Genomic DNA, 20,602 nt, shown 5'->3' with positions numbered 1-20,602 from the left:
TATTTATAGCTGATTACTCGGATTTTGCTTTTCGCGAAAGCGGACTTCCTTCTTTTCTTCGGCATATTTCTTTTCAACAATCAAAGGTTTTTTTACAGGTTCTTCCATTTCAAAAAGGGATTGAATCATCGCCACCGTGGGTTTGGTTTGTGTCTTTTCAACATCTCGCATTATTGCAATAACTGCATTGATTCTTTTTAAAAGTTTTGCTTCGATAGTTCGCCCTGTCGGTCCTAGTTTTTCTTTTGGCGAAATTTCGTTGTAGAAGAAAAAATCGAGCATCGTAGCCATTGCCTCGGTGTGCGATTTGAAGTAAGTGCGTGAGAAAGTCTGGAAACGTTTTGCAGTTTCCTTTTTAAATCTAATTCCAATAAATGAGTCCATATTTCGCCGATTTGTCGCAAAATCTTCCCTAAAAATGGGCATTCACAGCCCATTTGTCGCAAATCGCTGATTGTTAGGAAATTAAAATATGTTCAAATCGCTGATAATCAGCAATTTGGAAACGAAAAGGAATCCGAAACATCGCGCAGCGTGTTACCCTCTTGCTATTCCTTTTCGTCACGCGCAAGCGTGACAAAAATCCATACAATCCGGCTAAAAAGCCGATTGCCATTTTCAGGGAAAATGATTTTCCGATATGTTATTTTTCGATGTCTACGGTTATCGGCGAAAGTCGAAAAGTGGATAACCCTACTTAAATTTGAATGCTGAATTTCAGCGAAATAAAGATACGTTTTTTTCTTGACTATATGTTAATTGCATAGAAAAACACCTCTAAAATTTTAGAGGTGTTCGTTGCTCTATATAATAGTGCTAAATGTTGAAAACGAAATTATAGGTGTATAAGTTTTTAATCATTTCCTCGTCAATCAAGTTTTCATAATTTGCACCAGTTTCTTCCACATATTTATTTATGGATTCCCCATAAAGATGTGTTACGTGTTCTCTCGAAACCTGTAAAAGTTCCTCTTGTTTTTCCTCGCTCAAATCTTGAAATTTAATATACATCATAGCTTCAAAATTTTAATATTCGCTTGGTAACATCAGCGTATCATTTACAAAAAATAACCGCAGTTCATCGAGTGGAAAATCGGTTGCTCTATATCCTTGCTTTTCCAAAATATTATCATTGCCATCGCTGTAAATTATCTCGGCTTCATATCCCGAATAATCCTGTTTTTCTTCGGACAATCTTTTAAAGTCGATTGTGATAAATTCGCTTCGGTTCATCAGACTTTTTGCAATTACGGACGTGTCCGTAATGAGCCAAAAACATTCTGCTACTTCGGATAAGTATTTCAATCCGTCCGTAAAACGGGTTCGCAATAATGGGATTTGATAAAACATTTCTGTTCCACTAAAATATTGCAATCGCTCTTTTATTTCGTTAACTTGTGCTTTCATTGTACATATATTTAATGTGTGAATAATGAAAAGAGGGCGAAACTTTCGACAGGTGCGCCCTCTTTAATTTTGAAGATTACTTGTCGCTCTTGCTTCCAAGTAATAGGATTTCATCGGCTATAACTTCGGTAACATAGCGTTGTTCGTTATCATCAGTTGTATAGCTTCGGGTTTTAAGTTTTCCCGATATTCCAACTTCTTTGCCTTTTTCGACAAATTTCTCAACGATTTCAGCAGTCTTGCCCCAAGCTACTACGGTATGCCAGTTGGTGTCCGTTTGCTTTTCGCCTTTACTGTCTTTGTAATACTCGTTTGTAGCAAGTGAGAAGCGGGCTACTTTCTTACCGCTTTCAAGGTTCGTAATGGTTGGTTCTTGTCCAACGTTTCCAATTAACTGTACGTGATTTCTAATGGTACTCATAATAAAAAGATTTGTGTCTGCTTTGTATCAGACTGGTTTATATTTCCCCTATTTGTTTTAAACTGAATTAAATTTTAAGGGGTGTTTGTTCTCTTCTTCTGTGCACTGCACAATGGATAGAGTGGGTTTTGTCAAGACTTTTCGGGCAAAATCAGGTGTGTTTGCGACGTAGTAAAATCCTTAGATTTTCAAGGAAGTAGAAACCTTATTTTTCACTAAAACTTGTATAGTCTTGACAAGTTCCATAAGGGCATTAGCAATTCTTTTAAACGCAGTTGCGTTTGAGCGTACCGACAGTTAAGCGAGATAAGCAGCTGTGTTTATATTAGAATTGGTTATGTCGTGCCTGTTTTTCGACGCCCCGAAAAACAACAAAGGCTTTATCCATTATAAACCCCTTAAAATGTGTAAGGCAGCGGTTCGGTTTTTAAGGATTTTCGATTGAGGGCTCAAGAAGACCGCGCCGAAAATCCTGTTAAGAAAACCGAAGGGATGACTTTCCGATGAAAAACGGACTTAATTCTCAATTTTGGCAAAGGAATGAAGTGTTCCTTCCCAGCATAGCGGGAAGGGTTAGCGGAATGGAAAGCTAAAATTGGGGATTGTGTCCAAGACCTTTGTAATGAAGCTCTTTTCACGAAATGTAGCTTTTCGCGAAATGCAGGGGAATGTGCTGAACGGATTAAGAAAATTATTTATTCTCATTATGCAGGATTTAAAGCGGACTTGACTTTGAAGGTGTAGGTTGGAATGCAGTTTGACCGCTTCCCGACTTTTCTCGGGAATGAACGGGCAAGTGGAATGGAAAACGGAAGCTTTGAAGTTGTGTCCAAGATTATTATAGGAAAGCGCTTTTCCCGGAATGAAGCTTTTCGCGAAATGTAGGGGAATGTGCTGAACGGTATTTCTTTTAAACCTATAAATAGCAAGCACAAAAAAATCCAGTTTAAGGTACTGGATGAACCTTTTGGCTTTATGCCATAGCATAGACTTCATTAAACAGCTTTTTATCCAATCGTTCTTGTTGGCCAAAGCTTTTCTTTAAGACATTATGAAGTACTGAATTAAACGCATTGTAACCTAACCAAAGATTTGGTTCTTCATTGAGCAACAAAGCTTCATAGTTTAAGATTTCGATGACCTCACGAGATTTTTTCGACGGGTCGCTGTTCTTGTCGCTACATTCATACCGGAACAGTTTCGTCCTGTCAAGAATCGCTTTCACAAATTCCTGTGTATCGATGATTTTAAATTCTTTCATCTTGTCGAATTTCTTTGTAATGGTGTAGAATTCATTGTCCAGAAATTTATCGAATAGATTGTTCAACCTTGGCATAATAAGGTGCGTATTGTTCTTACTATGTTTGATGGAAAACTCGATTTCTGCCTGAGAAACGTGTAGTCCGTTTGAACATACTTCTCTATAAAACCCGAAGTGTCCAGAAGTTTTTTCACTTCCGTCATACGAGTTTTTGAACCGAAGCATCGGTAATATCAAGTCCTTATCGTTCTTGACGGTAAACTGGCTTTTGTCGTCGATGATAAAGTCGGTAATGAACGACCTGTCATTTTTGTTGATGGTGCGTTTGTGAAAGTTCAGCTGTGCATCGGTCAGCATTTCTTCAGCTTTCTTGAAGAACAGTTGGTTCGGAATGTGGCCATAGCTGTTCGATACCACGTTGACGATTTTGCCATTTGAGATAATGGCATTTTCAAGTCCTCTTCGGGATTCCATCTGTGTCAGACTTTTTAAGGATTTCATTTCTGATGGAACAAAGATTTCATCCTGTTGCAAATTTTGTAAATACATAGCTTTTGAATTTAGATTAAACATTTTGTGATAATACTCGGTAATAGTTGGGATGCTTATCCCTGTAGTAAGCGAAATGGCTTTCCCCACTATCAATGTCATAATTTTCACTACTCGATTGATAATGCTTTTCAGCTTCTTGTAGCGAAATTTTAGGTTTTTCAGATACTCGTTTCATAATGATATATTTTGATTAAACAATATTTGAGCAGTACTCAAACGGAAGCTAAAATCTCAGCTCAAAAGGAAACGGAATAAATAAGCGGAGGATGTTGCGTTGGCTTTATGCCGTAGTCTTTTGATGGGTGTATTTTACGAGTTTACCTTTGCGCTAACTATTGATTGATAACCCCTTCCTTATCAACCCATCTTTTAAAACACTATCATAAAAAAGAAAAAGGGCCAGCACGAATGCCGACCCTTCTTCAAACAACAAAAGCTAATCGTTGAGTTCCTTAATTTGCTTTTCAAGAACTGTGATACGCTCTTTCAAACGTGCTTCACGCTTGTCTCTCTTTTCGGCATATTCTTTTTCTATGCTGGCAATCTTGGATTTGTAATATCCTTGCATTGCGTTGTAAAATGAAATGTTTGTCAGATTATTGACGTGATTGCTTTCGCCAACATGCACTTGCTTTGTTAGCATATAGCGTATCAACTTGTGAAAGATTTCCTTTTTGAACTTCTTCTTGAAATTATCGACCATTTCAACTTTGGTCATCTTTGAAGTGTCGCCCAAGAACTTTGAGAAATACTTTTGTTGGCTCATATAGTCCACATTATTTTCAAAGAGCGATATCGAGAATGCCGACATTTCATCCGTTGAAAGTGTCTTCTTCGTATCGATATATTTCGTTTCACGAATCATCTGCACAACTTCTTCAAACTGCTTGTTGTTCTCTATTTGCTTCTTACGGATTTCTCTTTCGTTGATTTTAACGATTTGTTCTTCAGGCGTACAATCTGCCATTTTCCTGTTGGCCAATGGTACCGAATATTCCGTAGAATCGTTCTTTGATTTTTCAATAATCGTTACAAAGACCTCTTTGTTCCTGTACGTTTCAGGATGGAAAATAACACCATCTACAAATCCATCTTCTTTTGCTGAATTGAATTTTTCCAATGCTTCTTTATAATTATGCATTGCTTCATCCAATTCTGTCTTTAATTCATCTTCAGAATAATCGTAATGCTGATATTCTATCTTGATACCCTCGATTGTTGGCTCAATCGGATTTTCTAAGATTTCAACATCGTCCAGTAAATAGACTTTCAATCCATTCTTTTCCAATTGTGATATTATGAGCTGATTGTTTTCGTCATCTGCCCAATACTGTCGTATCTCAGGAATTAGCAGGATGTTCTCTTTTTTTGATTTCTTAATCAGGTTTAAGAACGATTTACTTTTCTTAGTTTCAAAACAGGCTGATTTTGTACAGACCATTTTTCCTTCGCCGAACAGATTACCTTGATTTGCAGCATTGAAAGGACATTCTACACAAGACCCTGCTTTTGGGACCAATTTTTTATCGGCTACATCAAAGGATGCTTTTTCCAAATCGTAGGTCTGGTCTTTAATCATCCTGTTTATCTGATGTGCATTAAAATCCTCGCCCATAGTTTCCAACATCATCTGCTGTTCTTCTGGTTCAAAGAGCGCTACACCTACGCCCAAGGATATGGTCATTTCGCCATTTCGTACAAAGTGCTTAAAGCCCTCTATCAATCCTGCTAACTTTAGGCGTTGTCTTATAAAGTTGTCTGTTCTGCCCAATCGCTTTGCAATTTCAGCAGGTGCATACTTTTCACTCAGAAAGGCAATTGCTTCGGCCTCTTCGGTAGGTTCAACATCCTGTCTTTGTAGATTTTCAATGATTTGAATTTCCAGAACATCATCGTCCTTATACGTTCTTACAATACAGCGTATCGTTTTCTTGCCAGCTAACTTACTGGCACGATACCTACGCTCGCCCATTACGATGATATAATCTTTTTTGGATTTCCTTACCGTAATAGGTTGTAGTACGCCGTGCTTCTCAATACTTTCTGAAAGCTGTTCTAGCAACTTTTCATCAAACGTTTTTCTGGGTTGCATCGGGTCGGGTTTGACTTTTGCAATAGGCAGATTCTCAATTTTAAGTGCCTGGACTTTTTTTCCGTTCACTTCTTTTTTGGCAGCTACTTTTGTTCGACTGCGCTTTTTTGTGGTACTCGCTTTTGTTGTCATAATACTCAAATTTTTGATTAAACAATATTTGAGCAGAAACCAAACGGAAGATAAAATCTTGGCTCAAAAGGAAACGGAATAAATGAGTAGTGGAAGAAGCGTTGGCTTTATGCCGTAGTCTTTTGATGGAAGTATTTTATGAGTTTAACTTGCGGTAATATTGTATGATAATAAACTTCACCCTAAAGTATGCTCAATTCTAACTTTTATTCGTTGAAGAATGTAGATGTTTAAATACAAGAATTTGTCCCATATTTATGCTTTTTTTGGGACAAGAGTAAAGTAACTGAAAGAGACTGTTTTTTGAATAGAATGATAAAAAAACGCTAGACTTTATTGAAATAAAGAGTTTTTCATAGCACTTAATGTCAAAAAATTAAAAAGCATATCATTTTATATTAGCACCAAAAAAAAGCAAAATGTTGTACCTATGTTGTACCTGCCCTATTTTTAGCCACTATTTTCAAATGAAAAAAGCCGAAGATTTCTCTTCGGCTTTTGTACGGGCGGGGAGACTCGAACTCCCACACCTCGCGGCATCAGATCCTAAGTCTGACGTGTCTACCAATTCCACCACGCCCGCATTTTAATATTTTAACACTTTTTATTTGGTTTAATCCTAAGTCTAGCGTGTCTACCAATTCCACCACGCCCGCGTACTTTTGAAATTGTGGATGCAAATATAAACAATACTTGTAAACTACAAAGAAGAAGTATACTATTTTTCTTATTTTTGATGCTAATTAATATACAACACATGCAAAACGTAAAAGATTACATAGCTCAACATAAAGATCGTTTTATTAATGAGCTTATCGATTTATTAAAAATTCCTTCAGTAAGTGCTGATCCAGCATACAATCAAGATGTATTAAATACTGCTGATACTATTAAAGAAAGTTTAGAAAAAGCTGGATGTGATAAAGTAGAGATTTGTGAAACTCCTGGATATCCTATCGTATATGGAGAAAAAATAATAAACCCAAACTTACCTACCGTATTAGTTTATGGTCATTACGATGTACAACCTGCTGACCCCATCGATTTATGGACTTCTCCTCCTTTCGAACCAGTTATTAAAAAAACAGATATACACCCTGAAGGAGCTATTTTTGCTCGTGGTGCTTGTGATGACAAAGGTCAAATGTACATGCATGTAAAAGCATTAGAATATATGACACATACAGGAAACTTACCTTGTAATGTGAAGTTTATGATTGAAGGTGAAGAAGAAGTTGGTTCTGAAAGTTTAGCGTGGTTTGTTCCTAGAAACAAAGAAAAACTTGCCAACGATGTAATTTTAATTTCAGATACAGGAATGATTGCTAATGACATTCCTTCTATTACCACTGGTTTACGTGGTTTAAGCTATGTAGAAGTTGAAGTAACTGGACCTAATAGAGATTTACACTCTGGTTTATATGGAGGTGCTGTAGCAAACCCTATTAACATTCTAACACAAATGATTGCTTCATTACACGATGAAAACAATCATATTACCATTCCTGGATTTTATGATAAAGTTGAGGAATTATCTCGTGAAGAGCGTGATGAAATGGCGAAAGCACCTTTCTCATTAGAAGACTATAAAGCTGCTTTAGATATTGATGATGTTCACGGAGAAGCTGGTTATACTACTAACGAACGCAACTCTATCCGTCCTACCTTAGATGTAAACGGAATTTGGGGTGGATACACTGGTGAAGGAGCAAAAACTGTAATTGCTTCTAAAGCATACGCAAAAATTTCAATGCGTTTAGTACCTGGGCAAGAATGGGAAGAAATTACTGAATTGTTCAAAAAACATTTTGAAAGCATTGCTCCAAAATCAGTTAAGGTAGAAGTAAAACCACATCATGGAGGGCAAGGATATGTAACTCCGATTGATAATACTGGATATCAAGCAGCAAGTAAAGCCTACCAAGAAACGTTTGGAGTTACTCCAATTCCACAACGAAGTGGTGGAAGTATTCCTATCGTTGCTTTATTTGAACAAGAATTAAAAAGTAAAACTATTTTAATGGGATTCGGATTAAATTCTGATGCAATTCACTCACCAAACGAGCATTTTGGAGTATGGAATTACCTTAAAGGAATTGAAACCATTCCATATTTCTACCAATATTTTACTGAGTTATCAAAATAATTCTATCTCAATAACATCAATAAAATAGCCTTGAAACTCATTCAAGGCTATTTTTTTGCTTTATTTTTTAACTCTACACTTGTAGAATTAAAATTTATTTCTACATTTGTAGAGTTAATTCTAATTTTGTAGAAATGCAATTATCAAAAACCGAAGAACAAGTAATGCAGTATTTATGGAAATTGAAAAAAGCTTTTATGAAAGATATTTTAGCTGAATTTCCCGAACCGAAACCTGCAACAACTACTGTAGCTACACTGTTGAAAAGAATGAAAGACAAGGGATTTGTAGATTATAAGCTTGATGGAAAAGCAAGAGAGTATTTTCCTTTGGTTAAAAAGTCAGATTACTTTTCGAAACATGTAAACGGATTGATTAAAAACTTCTTTAACAACTCTGCGAGTCAATTTGCTTCTTTCTTTACTGAAAAAACAGATTTATCAGTTTCTGAACTAGAAGATTTAAAAAAGATTATTGATCAGCAAATTAAAAAGCAACAATAATGGTAACTTATTTAATAAAATCAGGACTTTGTTTAGCTTTATTGCTTGCCTTTTATCATTTGATACTAGAGCGAGAAAAAATGCATCAATTCAACCGATTTTATTTGTTAGGAAGCGTACTCTTTTCGTTTCTAGCACCATTGTATACAATATATATAGAAATTGTTCCGCCAACTTCTGAAATATTGACTCCTATGATTATAGATAATAATATAACTATGGAAATTGTTCCCCTAGAAACAGAAGAAATAAATTACACTCAATACTTACTTACTGTCTATGCAATAATTGCTTTGATTCTTTTAGTCCGTTTTACTAAAAACCTAACAACTATATTTTTAAAAATAAAACAGCATCAAAAAATCAAAAAAGAAAAAGCTACACATGTGTTAGTTGACGATACTATTAGTCCTCACACATTTTGGAACTATATTTTTATTAATAAAGAAGAATACTATTCGGACAAAATTGAAACCGAACTCTATACGCACGAATTAACACACGCCTTACAAAAACATACACTTGACATATTACTTATTGAGTTTTTACAAATCATTTTTTGGATTAATCCAACATTTATATTCCTTAAAAAAGCGATTAAGCTAAATCATGAGTTTTTAGCAGATAATGAAGTAATTATTACACATAAAAACACTACCGAGTATCAATATTTACTATTAAATAGAGCTGCTTGGAACAACGAATATTACTTGGCCAGTAATTTGAATTATTTATTAACTAAAAAAAGATTATTAATGATGACAAAACAAAGTTCTCGTACCAAAATCTTACTAAAAAAACTGGCGGTAATACCCCTACTAGCAGGATTTACATTCCTTTTTGCTGAAAAAGTAGAAGCCTATGAAAACAATAATGAGCTTTTAGACTCTGAAATTATACAAGGTGAACTTCCAAAAGAACAAATAGCTAATGACTCTTCTTTATTAGAAAATATTAAAAACAAGCTCAATAATGCGAATTCTCTTAAAATGAGTATTGTAGAAAAAAAAGACACTTTTAATGTAAAATTATCCAATGGAGAGCATTTAAAAGTTTGGGAAACAAATGACTCAATACCTAAACAAAAAAGAATAGTTAATCGTAAAAAAGGAACATTTACCTACACAACAAAAGATGGCACTGTTATTTCTAAAAAATTCTCAGAATTAACTAAGGAAGAAAAGAAAATGATTCCACCACCTCCACCACCAGTTCATATGGTAAAGAAAAAAGTAAGTAGTAGTCTATTAGAAAAATTAAAAGATTCGAAAAAGTATGCTATTTGGATTGATGGAAAAGCTGTAAACAATAATGTTTTAGATCACTACAAGCCTTCAGACTTTTATAATTACATGGAGAGCTTTGTTCACAAAAATGCAAGAAGTAAGCGTTTTCCTCAGGAATACCAATATCAGTTGAACACAAAAAAATACATTAAGAAAAGAAAAAACAAGCTACCACCTCCTCCAACCCAAAGCTATAAAGTAGTTAGAAAAGGGGAAGTATCAAATATACCTCCCTCTCCATCTACGACTATTAGAGTAAAAAAAGGTGATATTTCACGTATTCCTCCACCTACTCCAATGAGCGCTGAAGAATTGGCACTAAAATATCCTAATTCAATATTCTTAGTAAACAATAAAATTGTTACTTATAAAAAAGTATTAGATTTCGTCAAAAAAAATAAAGACGTTATAGTTTCAACTAGTGAAAAAAACGGAAAGAAAATAATTGCATTTAACCTCAATCAAAAAAAACATTCAAAAGAAGAAATAATAAATCTAACCTATAATAAAGTCATCTCTGGACCAGAAATTACAAACTTTGTTTTCAAGTATTATTTAGACAATAAACCAATTACCAAACGTCAGTTAAATAAAATTAGACCAAATAAAATATCTAACATTGAAGTAAAAGCAAACCAGAACAGTAATATAAAAATAATTTATATCACAAGTAAGAAATAAAACTTTGTTAAAAGCCTCTTAAATGAGGCTTTTTTTTGTAACAAAACTATAAATCACTCGTTATTAAACTATAAGCTTATTGTATGTTAAAACGTTTTTTCCTTCTTTGTTCTGGAGCTGATTTAGATTTGCTAGAAAAATGTGCTAATGGAGAGCAAAACAAATATGCAGGTATCGGTGCTACTGTTTTCTTTACTGCTCTGATGGCAACTATTGCTTCTGCTTACGCTTTGTACACTGTTTTTGACAATATATATACATCCGTTTTCTTCGGGATCATTTGGGGACTGCTCATTTTTAATTTAGATCGATTTATTGTTTCAACCATAAAAAAAAGAGAGTCAAAACGAAAAGAAATTATACAAGTACTTCCTAGATTATTACTTGCAATAATTATCGCTGTGGTAATTTCTAAACCTTCAGAGTTAAAGATTTTTGAAAAGGAAATCAACCAAGTATTGTTGACTGAGAAAAATCAGATGACACTTGACAATAAAACACAAATTGCACAACAATACACTCCTGAAATAGAAAAAATCAATTCAGAAATTACCACTTTAAAAAACGAAATTAACACTAAAGAAAATGAAGTGAATACTTTATACGAGACCTACATTGCCGAAGCGGAAGGAAGAAAAGGCACCAAACTCATCGGTAAAGGTCCTGTTTATAAAGAAAAAAGAGAGAAACACGATATTGCTCTTCAAGAATTAACTAAATTAAAAGCTAATAATTCCGAAAAGATAAAAGCAAAAGAAGAGGCTATTGCTAGCTTGATAGAAAATCAGAAATTAAAAGAAACACAAACACAACCCATCATTTCTAATTTTGATGGATTAATGGCTCGAGTAAACGCTTTAAATAAATTACCTTGGCTACCTTCTTTTTTCATCTTCCTGTTATTTTTGGCTATAGAAACCGCTCCTATCTTCGCTAAACTTATTAGCTCAAAAAGTGAGTACGATTACAAATTAGAAAACCATGAATCATTGGTTAAAACTTGGATTCAACAACAAGTACATCAACGAGAAGCTATTTTACAAACCGATAAAGACCTTAACAATAAAATATATTCCGATTTAAAAACGGAAGAAGAGTTGTACAACTACAAACAAAAAATAGCTCGTAATTTAATGAAACTTCAAGCTGATACTTTTTATAAAAATCAACAGGATATATTATAACGCAATAGCTATTGAATTTTTAACTTCACCAATCGTAAAAACACTTCGAGTATTCCCAACATGTTTTAACGCAGTAAGTTTATTTACTATAAAATCTCGATAAGCATCCATATCCTTCACATAAACCTTTAAAATATAATCGTAGTCTCCACTTACATGAAAACATTCTGTTACTTCTTCTAACCTATTAACTTCCTTTTCAAAAACTGCTATATGATCTTTATTATGTTTCTCTAACTGAACATGACAAAAAACTAAAAATGACTTTTCAATTTTGTTTTTATTCACCAAAGCAACATATTGCTTAATAACCTTTTCTTTTTCTAACTTTTTTATGCGCTCATAAACCGCAGTTACAGACAACCCTAACTGTAAAGACAGTTGTTTTGTCGTTTGCTTACTATCTGTTTGAAGTAACCCCAGTAACTTCTTATCTATCTTATCTAATTTCATCTGAAAAAAAATCTACATTTATTACACCTTTCACTACTATCACCAAATAAAAAACCAATTATAGATACAAAATTAGCATAATAATCTATAAAACACACTTCTTATTGATTTTTAAACAATTAAAACTGAATTTAGTAGTCTACTAATAATTAACCTTAATCAATTATGAAATTTAAACCTGCAAACAACATACAAGACCTACAATATTTTGGAGAATTTGGTGGTGTTAACCCATCTATATCAGACTCTTCAACTTATACTTTTTTATCAGCAAAAACAATGTTTGATACTTTTGAAGGAAATACAGATGGTTGTTATTTATACTCTCGCCATTCATCTCCTTCAAACTTATACCTATCTGAGGCTTTAGCTGCAATGGAAGGAACTGAGACTGCTAATGTTTCTGCTACAGGTATGGGAGCTATTACTCCTACCATCTTACAAATTTGTGAAGCTGGAGACCATATTGTTTCAAGCAGAACTATTTATGGAGGAACTTATGCTTTTTTAAAGAACTTCACACCTCGAATGGACATAGAGACTTCTTTTGTTGATATTACAAAAATAAGTGTGGTAGAAGCTGCTATTACACCAAAAACCAAAATGATATACTGTGAAACAGTAAGTAACCCCTTATTAGAGGTTGCTGATATTAAAGCACTATCAATCCTAGCTAAAAAATACAATTTACAATTAGTTGTTGATAACACATTTTCTCCACTATCAATTTCACCTGCTCAATTGGGAGCTGATATTGTTATTCACAGCTTAACAAAGTTCATCAACGGTTCTTCAGACACTATGGGAGGGGTTATTTGTGCTACTACAGATTTTATCAATTCTCAAAAAAGTGTAATTGATGGAGCAAGCATGTTACTAGGAGCCTCTATGGATTCAATGCGAGCTTCATCTATCTTAAAAAACCTGAGAACTTTACATATTCGTGTAAAACAACACAGCAAGAATGCTAATTATTTAGCTAAAAAATTTGAAGCTGACGGATTAAAAACTGTATACCCTGGATTAAAATCGCATCCTTCTCACGAAGTTTTCAAATCGATGATGAATGAAGAATACGGTTTTGGAGGAATGTTAACTATAGATACAGGTTCTTTAGAGAAAGCTAACGCTTTAATGGAGCTAATGCAAGAAAGAAACTTAGGCTACTTAGCTGTAAGTTTAGGTTTTTACAAAACCTTATTCTCTGCTCCAGGCACATCAACTTCTTCTGAGATTCCTTTAGAAGATCAAAAAGAAATGGGGCTAACAGATGGTTTAATTCGTTTTTCTATTGGATTAGACAACGATATAGAACGCACTTATCAAATGATGAATGCTTGCATGAAAGAAATAGGCATATTATAAAGTATACTTACTTTTAATTTCAGTTTGTCATTTCTAAAAAGTCAGAAATCATATCCTACCTTTTACTTTTTAGAAATGACATTTTTGCTTTTCAAGCGCTTCTATTCAATTTTTTCTAAAGAATACAGCAAACTAATTCGATTTGTGTAATTCTCAACAAAGTCGTAACATTACAAGCCGAAAAAAAACCACACATGCAAGACGACAAAAACCTATCTGAAATTGAAATAGAAAATCAAAAAATAATTCAAAATAAAGAATTAAGCATATGGGAAGCTTTGATTCCTGTTTTCGCTCTAATTGGTATGCTTGCATATAATGTATTCGTATTTGGAGACGACGCTTTAAGTGGAAGCAATCAATTTATTTTATTATTAGGAGGAGCTGTTGCAGCTATTGTAGGTTTTAAAAATAAAGTATCCTATGAAAGAATGATTGAAGAGGTAGCCGAAAACATTAAGTCTACCGCTGGTGCTATTTTAATACTTTTAATGGTAGGATCTTTAGCAGGAACTTGGCTAATAAGCGGTATTATACCTTCAATGATTTATTATGGTTTGCAAATCTTAAACCCTACCATATTTTTAGTTGCTTGCTTAATTATTTGCGCTGTAATTTCAATCGCCACTGGTAGCTCTTGGACTACTGCAGCAACAGTTGGTATTGCCTTAATAGGAATTGGTGAAGCATTAGGCATTTCTCTGGGAATGACCGCTGGTGCAGTTTTATCAGGAGCATACTTTGGAGATAAAATGTCTCCAATGTCTGACACCACAAACTTAGCTCCTGCTATGGCTGGTACAGATTTATTTACACATATAAGATACATGGCTTATACTACAGTACCTACTTTTGTTGTAACTATTATATTTTTCATTATTCTTGGTTTTACACAAACAACTACTGGTGAAGCTAACACACAATTAATGTTAAACGATATTAACAAAGCATTTAACATTACTCCTTGGTTATTTGCAGTTCCTATACTTGTAATTATACTTATCATAAAAAAAACGCCTCCTTTAATAGCTCTATTGGCAGGGACCATTTTAGGTGGTGCTTTTGCTTTAATCTTTCAACCTCATGTAGTAGCTCAAATTGCAGGAGTTGGAAAATTAAATTTTGAATCTGCTTATAAAGGAATAATGCAAGCAATAACTGTTGAAACTTCAGTAGCTACAGATAATGAAGTATTAAAAGATTTATTCACCGCTGGAGGAATGAAAAAAATGCTTGGAACAGTTTGGTTAATTTTATTGGCAATGGTTTTTGGTGGAGTTATGGATGCTATAGGAGCTTTAGCTAAGATTAGTAGCTTTATGTTAAGCTTATTTGATTCAGTTTTCGGGTTATTTGCTAGTACAGTTGCAACTTGTATTGGTTTAAACTTTACTGCTTCTGATCAATACTTAGCAATTGTAGTACCAGGGAAAATGTACGCGCAAGCTTATAGGGACAAAGGTTTAGCTCCTGAAAACTTAAGTAGAACTCTAGAGGACTCAGGTACTGTTACTTCTGTTTTAATCCCTTGGAATACTTGCGGAGCTTATCATTCAGGAGTTTTAGGTGTTCCCGTAATAGATTACGCTTTTTATGCTATGTTTAACTGGTTAAGCCCGTTTACTACGTTACTTTTTGCTGCATTTAGAATTAAAATAAAACAATTAGCTTCTAAATAATAACATTTATACCTCACCTCACTATCTGTGAAGTTCTTTTTATGATTGTAAAGGCTCAAATACAAGACGCTAACTTATTAACTGAAATTGCTATAAATTCAAAAGCATACTGGGGATATTCCAAAGAACAAATGGAACTTTGGAAAGACGACCTAACAGTCACCCCTAAAACTTTTGCCGATTGTAATATTTATAAATTTCAAGTTAACGATATTACAGCTGGTTTTTACGTTTTATATAGAGCTAATATTAGAACAAGTTTTTTAGAATTTTTATTTGTTACTCCTAAGTTTATAAACCAAGGTATAGGTTCTAAACTACTAAAACATGCAAAAAAATCTTGTATAAGTGGTTCTAGCGCTGTTTTAAATGTTTTATCAGATCCAAATTCAGATGCTTTTTATTTAAAACATGGTTTTGAAATAATTGGTAAACGAGAGAGCAGTATTAGAGGACGTTTTTTATCTGAAATGGAACTATATTTTCCTGAAAACATGTAAAAAAATTGATACAATTAAAAGTATCCAAGGAGTTCCGTGCAAAAACACATCAAACCAATCCATAAATTGCATAGCATGTTCTCCTGAAAAAGCATTTCCTCCTGCTATCCATTTTAGTTTACCTACAATATGTGGTGGTCTAAAAGGTGCTAAACCTAAGGTTAAACTTGCTATTAAAAACAACTTCCAGTTTTGTCGTAATTTCTCTTTCATATTATATAAACCAGTTCCACACTACCCCAAAACGAATTACAAAATCTCTATATGGATAATTTGGTGCTGAAAAATAATTCTTTTTAAGTACAAAAGAACTAATGTTATCTGCTTTAAAGTAAATTCGAGTTCTACGAACCCTTGCATTAAAAAACAAATCAACTGTTGGGTATCCTATTTCCGTATCGTTTTGTAAAGTAAACTCAGCTAACAAAGGGTTATACGCATTCGCTTTATATTCTGAAAAATACTTAAATGTAGCTCCTATTTGTACTAACAAAGGTTTTCCTTTAAACCATTCATCTGTATAATAAAGTGTGTTACGAGTAACAAATTCGGGAACTCTAAACACACTATTTCCACTTGCTACTTTTTGATACATTATAGTATTATCTAAAGCAAACTTTCCGAAAGTAAACTCTTTAGAGACTTTTGCTTTTAAATAATTAACATCTCCTGAAAATTGTTGTGGCTGTCCATCTTCATCAAAATATGTATAATTACTAATGTTAGTGATATCTACAGATGCATTTCCCCATTTAGAATCTATAACTCCTCCTAAAGAACGTGTTCCTATCTGAGAAAAATTATTCTCCCAATTATAATCATCATAACTACTTTGATGCAATAAAAAATTAAAATTGGGCGATTTGTTACTTATTCCTACCCTACCTTTTACAGTAAGTACACTATCTTTCTTATAAAAAGCTTCTCCAGATAGACTATTTCCAGATAAACGTCCACTTCCAGGTGTAAGATTTCCAGAAGCATTTACATGGAAGTTTCCAATTCTTCCATTCCAATCAGCTCCAAAAGAAATTGCATCTCCCTTCAGCTTATTCTTTGTAATTCCAACCGTATTATTCTGTAAGTTTTCATACCCATATGTATAATTTGATAATTCTGTTTTTACACGAAATTTACCTAATACATATTTTGAGTTAAAATCTAAAAAAAACTGATTGTTATATAACAAATAAATAGTCTTGTTATTTATGTTACTTGAAATATTTGCATTACCAAACATATCTGAAGCTGTACCTTCATTAAATCGATAAAACTTAGAATCTCTAGTAAATGAATGCCCCAATTTTAAATTAGAAAAATCTTTTTGACTTACACTATCTTTTGAAGATAATAGTTTAAAAGTATGTTCAAAATACAATCTTTTAGCATCTAAAGTACTTTCGGCACTATTCAAATTCACATCCATCCTACCTCTATTTCCGCTAAAGTTAGGATCATCTGCTAAAAATGCCTCTAAAGAAGTTTCTGTCAACCCTCCACTTTCTTGATTAAAAAAATCTTGATTTACAGCATGTCCTCTAATTGCATATTGCCCTTTAGGAGTTTCATAACTAAAACTTACTCTAAAATTACCCGTACTTACCAAGGAGCGCCTATAAGTACCTAATGAACGGAGCCCTTTATATGCTATTGCTAAGTTAAAACGTTTGGAAAAATTTGTTGTAAAAAGCGCATCTAGTACCTGTCCTTGCTCTAAACCAGTACGATACATGATTTCTGTTGTAGGTGTGGGTACATGATAATAATTAACATCTTCAATATCAAAATAATTGAACATTTTTGCTCTAAAACCTATATCTGGAAATCGTGAAATATTAGTAAAATCGTATCCTAAGTTATTAAACGTTTGCCCTTGATTATGGAAAGCTAGTAATTCAAAATTATCTTTTCTTAAGAAGTTAAACTTATATTCTTTTTGAATTGTTAATGTGGTATCTACTATAGTAGTATCATTCTTGTGTGATATAATTTTATAATCGGTATACTTAGTTTTTCCACTAAGCTTTACATTAATTTCACTATCAGGTAATGAATCCATATTTTGATTAAGTCCTCCTCTACCTCTTCCAAAGCCTCCGTCAATTGTTCTTATTTGGGCAAAAATCACCTGAACACTTATCAAACAAAAAAATACTAAGAAATTTTTCTTCATAGCAACAAAAGTAAAATAATTTAACGACAAAAATCACGATTAATTTCTTTGAAATCTGTTAATTTGTAGCATGTTGCAATTAAATTATAGTGGACATAAATTTGAAGCAGGAACAGATGAAGCTGGTAGAGGCTGTTTATCAGGACCTGTTGTAGCTGCTGCGGTTATTTTACCTGATGATTTTCAACATGAACTATTAAACGACTCTAAGCAAATTTCAGAAAAAAAACGTCAAAAGCTTAGACCTTATATTGAAGAGCATGCACTTGCATTTGGGGTCTCTTTCATCCATCAAGAAGAAGTTGATGAGCTTAATGTTTTACAAGCTTCTATAACCGGAATGCATCGTTCAATAGAACAATTATCTATTAAACCTGAATTTATTATTGTTGATGGAAACAAGTTTAACCCTTTTGAAAAAACACCTCATCAAACTATTGTAAAAGGCGATGCTAAATTTATGAGTATAGCAGCTGCTTCTGTACTTGCTAAAACCTATCGTGATGAGTATATGGAGAAAATTCATCAAGAATTTCCTCAATATAATTGGCAAAAAAACAAAGGATATCCTACTAAAGAACACCGCGAAGCTATTCGTCAATTTGGTGCAACTCCCTACCACCGAAAATCATTTAAATTGTTACCTGAACAATTAAAATTGAAACTTTAATTTTTCTATTTTTGTCTTCCAATTTTTTAGAAGATGATTAAAAGAACTCGTACCGAAATTAATAAGTGTATTATTCACAAAGTAGCTAACAAATACAATAGCGGACAAAATGCTTTTTCTGAAAGCCTAGTCCGTTTTGATGAAGAAAGCTACGAATTATTACTTCCTTTTTTATTAAAACCTTTCGGAGCTGTTACGCAAAGTTACCGTTTTAGTCATCATGCAGATGTTCGCCTAAACGAAATCAATAAATATTGTTCTGATATTTTTGAAGATGATGGCAATGAGGTTTTTATAGAACATTCTAAAAACATTGTTAACCACCTTTACGAGCAATCAAATTCAGCAAATATTAAAACTGGTGATGTAATTGTTGCCTATTTTGAAGGTATTGAGTATAAAGATGTTTTAACTGAAGCTGTTGGGGTTTTTAAAATTGAAAGTAAAGTAGATTTCTTTCAGACTTATTTAGATGATGATAGTTTTGATGTAGTAGTTCAAAAAGGAATTTCAACAAAAAGATTGGATAAGGGTTGTTTAATTTTAAACTCTACTGACGCAGAAGGAACTGTGGTCTTATCTGTAGACAACAACCAATACGATGCACAATACTGGATAAAAAACTTTTTAAGTGTAAAGTATGCTGATGATCGTAATTTACACACTCAAAACTACTTAGAAATGTGTAAAGAGTTTTCTGAAGAAGTTTTAAAACCTGAATTAGGAAAACAAGAGCAAAGTAACTTCTTAGCTAACACTGTTGATTATTTTAAAGAACATGAAAGCGTAGACTATCACGGTTTCAAAGATGAAGTTTTTGAAGAAGACAAGCATAAAGATCTTTTTGAAGATTATAAACAACACTTTGAGAAGTTGAACGATGTATTAATTCGTAATAATTTTGAAGTATCTGATGTTGTTTTAAAGAAGGAAAAAAGTAAGTTTAAAACAGAAATTAAATTAGATACCAATATTCAAATTAAAATTGATGTTGATGCTCCTGATGCTTCTGCTGAATACTTAGAACAAGGTTATGACGAAGACAAAAAAATGAAATTTTATAAGGTGTATTATAATACAGAGAAATAAAAGTTAGTCTAACTCTGAAATTTCTTTTTCTAATCTTTTTTCTAACTCTTTCAATTCTTTTAGCTTTTTCTTATCCTGATACCTGCTAGAAAAATGATAAAGAATGCAGAAAATCATATAAATAGTTGCGCAAAGCATCACTAACTTTAAATAACTATATTCTGTTTTTTGCAACATTGATTTTTTATTAGAAAAAGAATGCCCCACACCATAAGTTGGAGCCCAAAAGCTAAAAACAATACCAGCAGCAATTACTTTCCATCTGTGTTTTAACAAAAAGTCTTGCTGCCTGATAACGTTTTCTATCTTATATCTTGTTGCTTGTAAATGTTTTTCTTTGTAATATTTAGCAGACATTTTATACTAAAAAAACTATTCTTTTTCAGCCATTTTCTTTACATAATCGGTAATAATCACAATAGTTTGTGCTCCTACTTTACCTTCAATATATTTAGCATTTTCAGGATCTAACGAAATTCTACGCACAGCAGTCCCTTGCTTTGCTACCATACTAGAACCCTTTACCTTTAAGTCTTTAATCAATACTACATTATCACCTGCCTGCAAAATAGCTCCGTTTACATCTCTATGAATTATTTTTTCACTTTCATCTAAATGTTCACCTGTAGCTTCTGCAAAACGTAATTCTTCATCTTCTAAATACATCATATCTAACAAATCTTGTGACCATCCATCTTTTTTAACACGGTGTAACATTCTCCAAGCCACAACTTTCACGGCTCTAAATTCACTCCACATACTATCATTTAAACAACGCCAGTGGTTTGCATCTGTTTTATCAGCATCTTCAATCTGCTCAATACAAGTAGCACAAGCCAATAAACTACCGTCAACTCCTCCTGTTGAAATTGGTGGCACTTCATAAATTGACAAATCGCTTTTTGATGCACATAATTCACATTGATTTCCGCTTCTATCTTGTAATTCTTGTAATAAACTCATTTTATTCTTTTTTTGCTTCGCAAAAGTACATTTTTAATTTATATT

The 20,602-nt window shown here is 33.2% G+C and carries 21 protein-coding genes and 1 tRNA gene; 9 read left to right on the top strand and 13 right to left on the bottom strand.

Translation table 11 applies throughout. The features are described from left to right. Positions 1 to 3: 3 nt before the first annotated feature. From LCI24_RS05435 to LCI24_RS05400, 8 genes are all read right to left on the bottom strand, one after another. Entirely contained in the window at positions 4 to 384 is a 381-nt protein-coding gene (locus tag LCI24_RS05435) for a BfmA/BtgA family mobilization protein (protein ID WP_121666512.1), read from the bottom strand. Positions 385 to 816: 432 nt separating this feature from the next. Continuing rightward, positions 817 to 1,014, bottom strand: coding sequence for a hypothetical protein (locus LCI24_RS05430; protein ID WP_121666350.1), 198 nt, complete (start codon positions 1,012 to 1,014; stop codon positions 817 to 819). Between the two features lie 12 nt (positions 1,015 to 1,026). Continuing rightward, positions 1,027 to 1,407, bottom strand: a complete 381-nt coding sequence (locus LCI24_RS05425) for a DUF6876 family protein (protein WP_121666351.1) — start codon at positions 1,405 to 1,407, stop codon at positions 1,027 to 1,029. A 76-nt stretch (positions 1,408 to 1,483) separates the two neighbouring features. Continuing rightward, positions 1,484 to 1,828: a single-stranded DNA-binding protein gene (locus LCI24_RS05420; protein ID WP_121666352.1), complete on the bottom strand. Its 345-nt coding sequence runs from the start codon at positions 1,826 to 1,828 to the stop codon at positions 1,484 to 1,486. Between the two features lie 973 nt (positions 1,829 to 2,801). Continuing rightward, on the bottom strand, positions 2,802 to 3,638 hold the full coding sequence (locus tag LCI24_RS05415) for a DUF932 domain-containing protein (protein ID WP_274639502.1): 837 nt from the start codon (positions 3,636 to 3,638) through the stop codon (positions 2,802 to 2,804). Between the two features lie 16 nt (positions 3,639 to 3,654). Further along, positions 3,655 to 3,816 (bottom strand): hypothetical protein, encoded by a 162-nt coding sequence (locus tag LCI24_RS05410; protein ID WP_153267898.1) that lies wholly within the window; start codon positions 3,814 to 3,816, stop codon positions 3,655 to 3,657. Positions 3,817 to 4,077: 261 nt separating this feature from the next. Next, on the bottom strand, positions 4,078 to 5,865 hold the full coding sequence (locus LCI24_RS05405) for a ParB/RepB/Spo0J family partition protein (RefSeq protein WP_274639501.1): 1,788 nt from the start codon (positions 5,863 to 5,865) through the stop codon (positions 4,078 to 4,080). A 501-nt stretch (positions 5,866 to 6,366) separates the two neighbouring features. Continuing rightward, positions 6,367 to 6,448 (bottom strand) — tRNA-Leu (locus LCI24_RS05400). Between the two features lie 174 nt (positions 6,449 to 6,622). Between LCI24_RS05400 and LCI24_RS05395 the strand changes: the two genes are divergently transcribed. From LCI24_RS05395 to LCI24_RS05380, 4 genes are all read left to right on the top strand, one after another. Further along, a complete protein-coding gene (locus LCI24_RS05395; RefSeq protein WP_274639500.1) occupies positions 6,623 to 8,011 on the top strand; it encodes a dipeptidase in 1,389 nt (462 codons plus the stop codon). 134 nt (positions 8,012 to 8,145) lie between these two features. Further along, positions 8,146 to 8,514, top strand: coding sequence for a BlaI/MecI/CopY family transcriptional regulator (locus LCI24_RS05390; protein ID WP_274639499.1), 369 nt, complete (start codon positions 8,146 to 8,148; stop codon positions 8,512 to 8,514). Further along, positions 8,514 to 10,481, top strand: a complete 1,968-nt coding sequence (locus tag LCI24_RS05385; RefSeq protein WP_274639498.1) for a M56 family metallopeptidase — start codon at positions 8,514 to 8,516, stop codon at positions 10,479 to 10,481. Before LCI24_RS05390 ends, LCI24_RS05385 begins: the two co-directional genes overlap by 1 nt. An 83-nt stretch (positions 10,482 to 10,564) precedes the next feature. Beyond that, positions 10,565 to 11,665 carry a DUF4407 domain-containing protein gene (locus LCI24_RS05380; protein ID WP_274639497.1) on the top strand — a complete coding sequence of 367 codons (1,101 nt, stop codon included), beginning with the start codon at positions 10,565 to 10,567 and terminating at the stop codon, positions 11,663 to 11,665. Here LCI24_RS05380 and LCI24_RS05375 read toward each other — a convergent pair. Further along, a complete protein-coding gene (locus LCI24_RS05375; protein WP_274639496.1) occupies positions 11,660 to 12,118 on the bottom strand; it encodes an Lrp/AsnC family transcriptional regulator in 459 nt (152 codons plus the stop codon). The genes LCI24_RS05380 and LCI24_RS05375 overlap by 6 nt on opposite strands. Before the next feature lie 165 nt (positions 12,119 to 12,283). Here LCI24_RS05375 and LCI24_RS05370 point away from each other — a divergent pair, with 165 nt between their 5' ends. The 3 genes from LCI24_RS05370 to LCI24_RS05360 all read left to right on the top strand — a co-directional run bounded on the left by LCI24_RS05370 (position 12,284) and on the right by LCI24_RS05360 (position 15,662). Then, positions 12,284 to 13,483 (top strand): aminotransferase class I/II-fold pyridoxal phosphate-dependent enzyme, encoded by a 1,200-nt coding sequence (locus tag LCI24_RS05370; protein WP_274639495.1) that lies wholly within the window; start codon positions 12,284 to 12,286, stop codon positions 13,481 to 13,483. Positions 13,484 to 13,677: 194 nt separating this feature from the next. Continuing rightward, positions 13,678 to 15,162, top strand: coding sequence for a Na+/H+ antiporter NhaC (gene nhaC / locus LCI24_RS05365; RefSeq protein ID WP_420802981.1), 1,485 nt, complete (start codon positions 13,678 to 13,680; stop codon positions 15,160 to 15,162). A 41-nt stretch (positions 15,163 to 15,203) separates the two neighbouring features. After that, a complete protein-coding gene (locus LCI24_RS05360; RefSeq protein ID WP_274639494.1) occupies positions 15,204 to 15,662 on the top strand; it encodes a GNAT family N-acetyltransferase in 459 nt (152 codons plus the stop codon). On the opposite strand, the gene LCI24_RS05355 is transcribed toward LCI24_RS05360, so the two are convergent. Next, on the bottom strand, positions 15,639 to 15,875 hold the full coding sequence (locus tag LCI24_RS05355) for a hypothetical protein (RefSeq protein ID WP_274639493.1): 237 nt from the start codon (positions 15,873 to 15,875) through the stop codon (positions 15,639 to 15,641). The two genes, LCI24_RS05360 and LCI24_RS05355, sit on opposite strands and share 24 nt — an antisense overlap. Before the next feature lies 1 nt (position 15,876). Next, complete coding sequence (locus tag LCI24_RS05350) at positions 15,877 to 17,835, bottom strand: putative porin (RefSeq protein ID WP_274639492.1); 1,959 nt, start codon at positions 17,833 to 17,835, stop codon at positions 15,877 to 15,879. A gap of 70 nt (positions 17,836 to 17,905) precedes the next feature. On the opposite strand from LCI24_RS05350, the gene LCI24_RS05345 reads away from it, so the two are divergent. Further along, positions 17,906 to 18,505: a ribonuclease HII gene (locus LCI24_RS05345; RefSeq protein WP_274639491.1), complete on the top strand. Its 600-nt coding sequence runs from the start codon at positions 17,906 to 17,908 to the stop codon at positions 18,503 to 18,505. A 33-nt stretch (positions 18,506 to 18,538) separates the two neighbouring features. Then, a complete protein-coding gene (locus LCI24_RS05340; RefSeq protein WP_274639490.1) occupies positions 18,539 to 19,594 on the top strand; it encodes a nucleoid-associated protein in 1,056 nt (351 codons plus the stop codon). A 3-nt stretch (positions 19,595 to 19,597) separates the two neighbouring features. Here the strand turns inward: LCI24_RS05340 and LCI24_RS05335 are convergent, their stop codons facing one another. Further along, positions 19,598 to 19,951, bottom strand: a complete 354-nt coding sequence (locus LCI24_RS05335) for a hypothetical protein (RefSeq protein ID WP_274639489.1) — start codon at positions 19,949 to 19,951, stop codon at positions 19,598 to 19,600. Between the two features lie 15 nt (positions 19,952 to 19,966). Next, positions 19,967 to 20,557, bottom strand: a complete 591-nt coding sequence (locus LCI24_RS05330; RefSeq protein ID WP_099215603.1) for a PhnA domain-containing protein — start codon at positions 20,555 to 20,557, stop codon at positions 19,967 to 19,969. Between the last annotated feature and the right edge of the window lie 45 nt (positions 20,558 to 20,602).

The organism is Tenacibaculum larymnensis (assembly GCF_028829235.1).
GTDB lineage: Bacteria > Bacteroidota > Bacteroidia > Flavobacteriales > Flavobacteriaceae > Polaribacter > Polaribacter larymnensis.
The sequence above is the reverse complement of the archived record's forward strand: the minus strand, read 5'-3'. Positions and strand labels throughout refer to the sequence as shown.

Excerpts from the sequence above, each read along its gene's own strand:
- LCI24_RS05415 (WP_274639502.1), bottom strand. The coding sequence starts at position 3,638 with ATGTATTTACAAAATTTGCAACAGGATGAAATCTTTGTTCCATCAGAA.
- LCI24_RS05360 (WP_274639494.1), top strand. The coding sequence starts at position 15,204 with ATGATTGTAAAGGCTCAAATACAAGACGCTAACTTATTAACTGAAATT.
- LCI24_RS05420 (WP_121666352.1), bottom strand. The coding sequence starts at position 1,828 with ATGAGTACCATTAGAAATCACGTACAGTTAATTGGAAACGTTGGACAA.
- LCI24_RS05435 (WP_121666512.1), bottom strand. The coding sequence starts at position 384 with ATGGACTCATTTATTGGAATTAGATTTAAAAAGGAAACTGCAAAACGT.
- LCI24_RS05370 (WP_274639495.1), top strand. The coding sequence starts at position 12,284 with ATGAAATTTAAACCTGCAAACAACATACAAGACCTACAATATTTTGGA.
- LCI24_RS05395 (WP_274639500.1), top strand. The coding sequence starts at position 6,623 with ATGCAAAACGTAAAAGATTACATAGCTCAACATAAAGATCGTTTTATT.
- LCI24_RS05430 (WP_121666350.1), bottom strand. The coding sequence starts at position 1,014 with ATGATGTATATTAAATTTCAAGATTTGAGCGAGGAAAAACAAGAGGAA.
- LCI24_RS05380 (WP_274639497.1), top strand. The coding sequence starts at position 10,565 with ATGTTAAAACGTTTTTTCCTTCTTTGTTCTGGAGCTGATTTAGATTTG.
- LCI24_RS05335 (WP_274639489.1), bottom strand. The coding sequence starts at position 19,951 with ATGTCTGCTAAATATTACAAAGAAAAACATTTACAAGCAACAAGATAT.
- LCI24_RS05375 (WP_274639496.1), bottom strand. The coding sequence starts at position 12,118 with ATGAAATTAGATAAGATAGATAAGAAGTTACTGGGGTTACTTCAAACA.
- nhaC (WP_420802981.1), top strand. The coding sequence starts at position 13,678 with ATGCAAGACGACAAAAACCTATCTGAAATTGAAATAGAAAATCAAAAA.
- LCI24_RS05390 (WP_274639499.1), top strand. The coding sequence starts at position 8,146 with ATGCAATTATCAAAAACCGAAGAACAAGTAATGCAGTATTTATGGAAA.
- LCI24_RS05345 (WP_274639491.1), top strand. The coding sequence starts at position 17,906 with ATGTTGCAATTAAATTATAGTGGACATAAATTTGAAGCAGGAACAGAT.
- LCI24_RS05340 (WP_274639490.1), top strand. The coding sequence starts at position 18,539 with ATGATTAAAAGAACTCGTACCGAAATTAATAAGTGTATTATTCACAAA.
- LCI24_RS05355 (WP_274639493.1), bottom strand. The coding sequence starts at position 15,875 with ATGAAAGAGAAATTACGACAAAACTGGAAGTTGTTTTTAATAGCAAGT.
- LCI24_RS05350 (WP_274639492.1), bottom strand. The coding sequence starts at position 17,835 with ATGAAGAAAAATTTCTTAGTATTTTTTTGTTTGATAAGTGTTCAGGTG.
- LCI24_RS05405 (WP_274639501.1), bottom strand. The coding sequence starts at position 5,865 with ATGACAACAAAAGCGAGTACCACAAAAAAGCGCAGTCGAACAAAAGTA.
- LCI24_RS05410 (WP_153267898.1), bottom strand. The coding sequence starts at position 3,816 with ATGAAACGAGTATCTGAAAAACCTAAAATTTCGCTACAAGAAGCTGAA.
- LCI24_RS05385 (WP_274639498.1), top strand. The coding sequence starts at position 8,514 with ATGGTAACTTATTTAATAAAATCAGGACTTTGTTTAGCTTTATTGCTT.
- LCI24_RS05425 (WP_121666351.1), bottom strand. The coding sequence starts at position 1,407 with ATGAAAGCACAAGTTAACGAAATAAAAGAGCGATTGCAATATTTTAGT.
- LCI24_RS05330 (WP_099215603.1), bottom strand. The coding sequence starts at position 20,557 with ATGAGTTTATTACAAGAATTACAAGATAGAAGCGGAAATCAATGTGAA.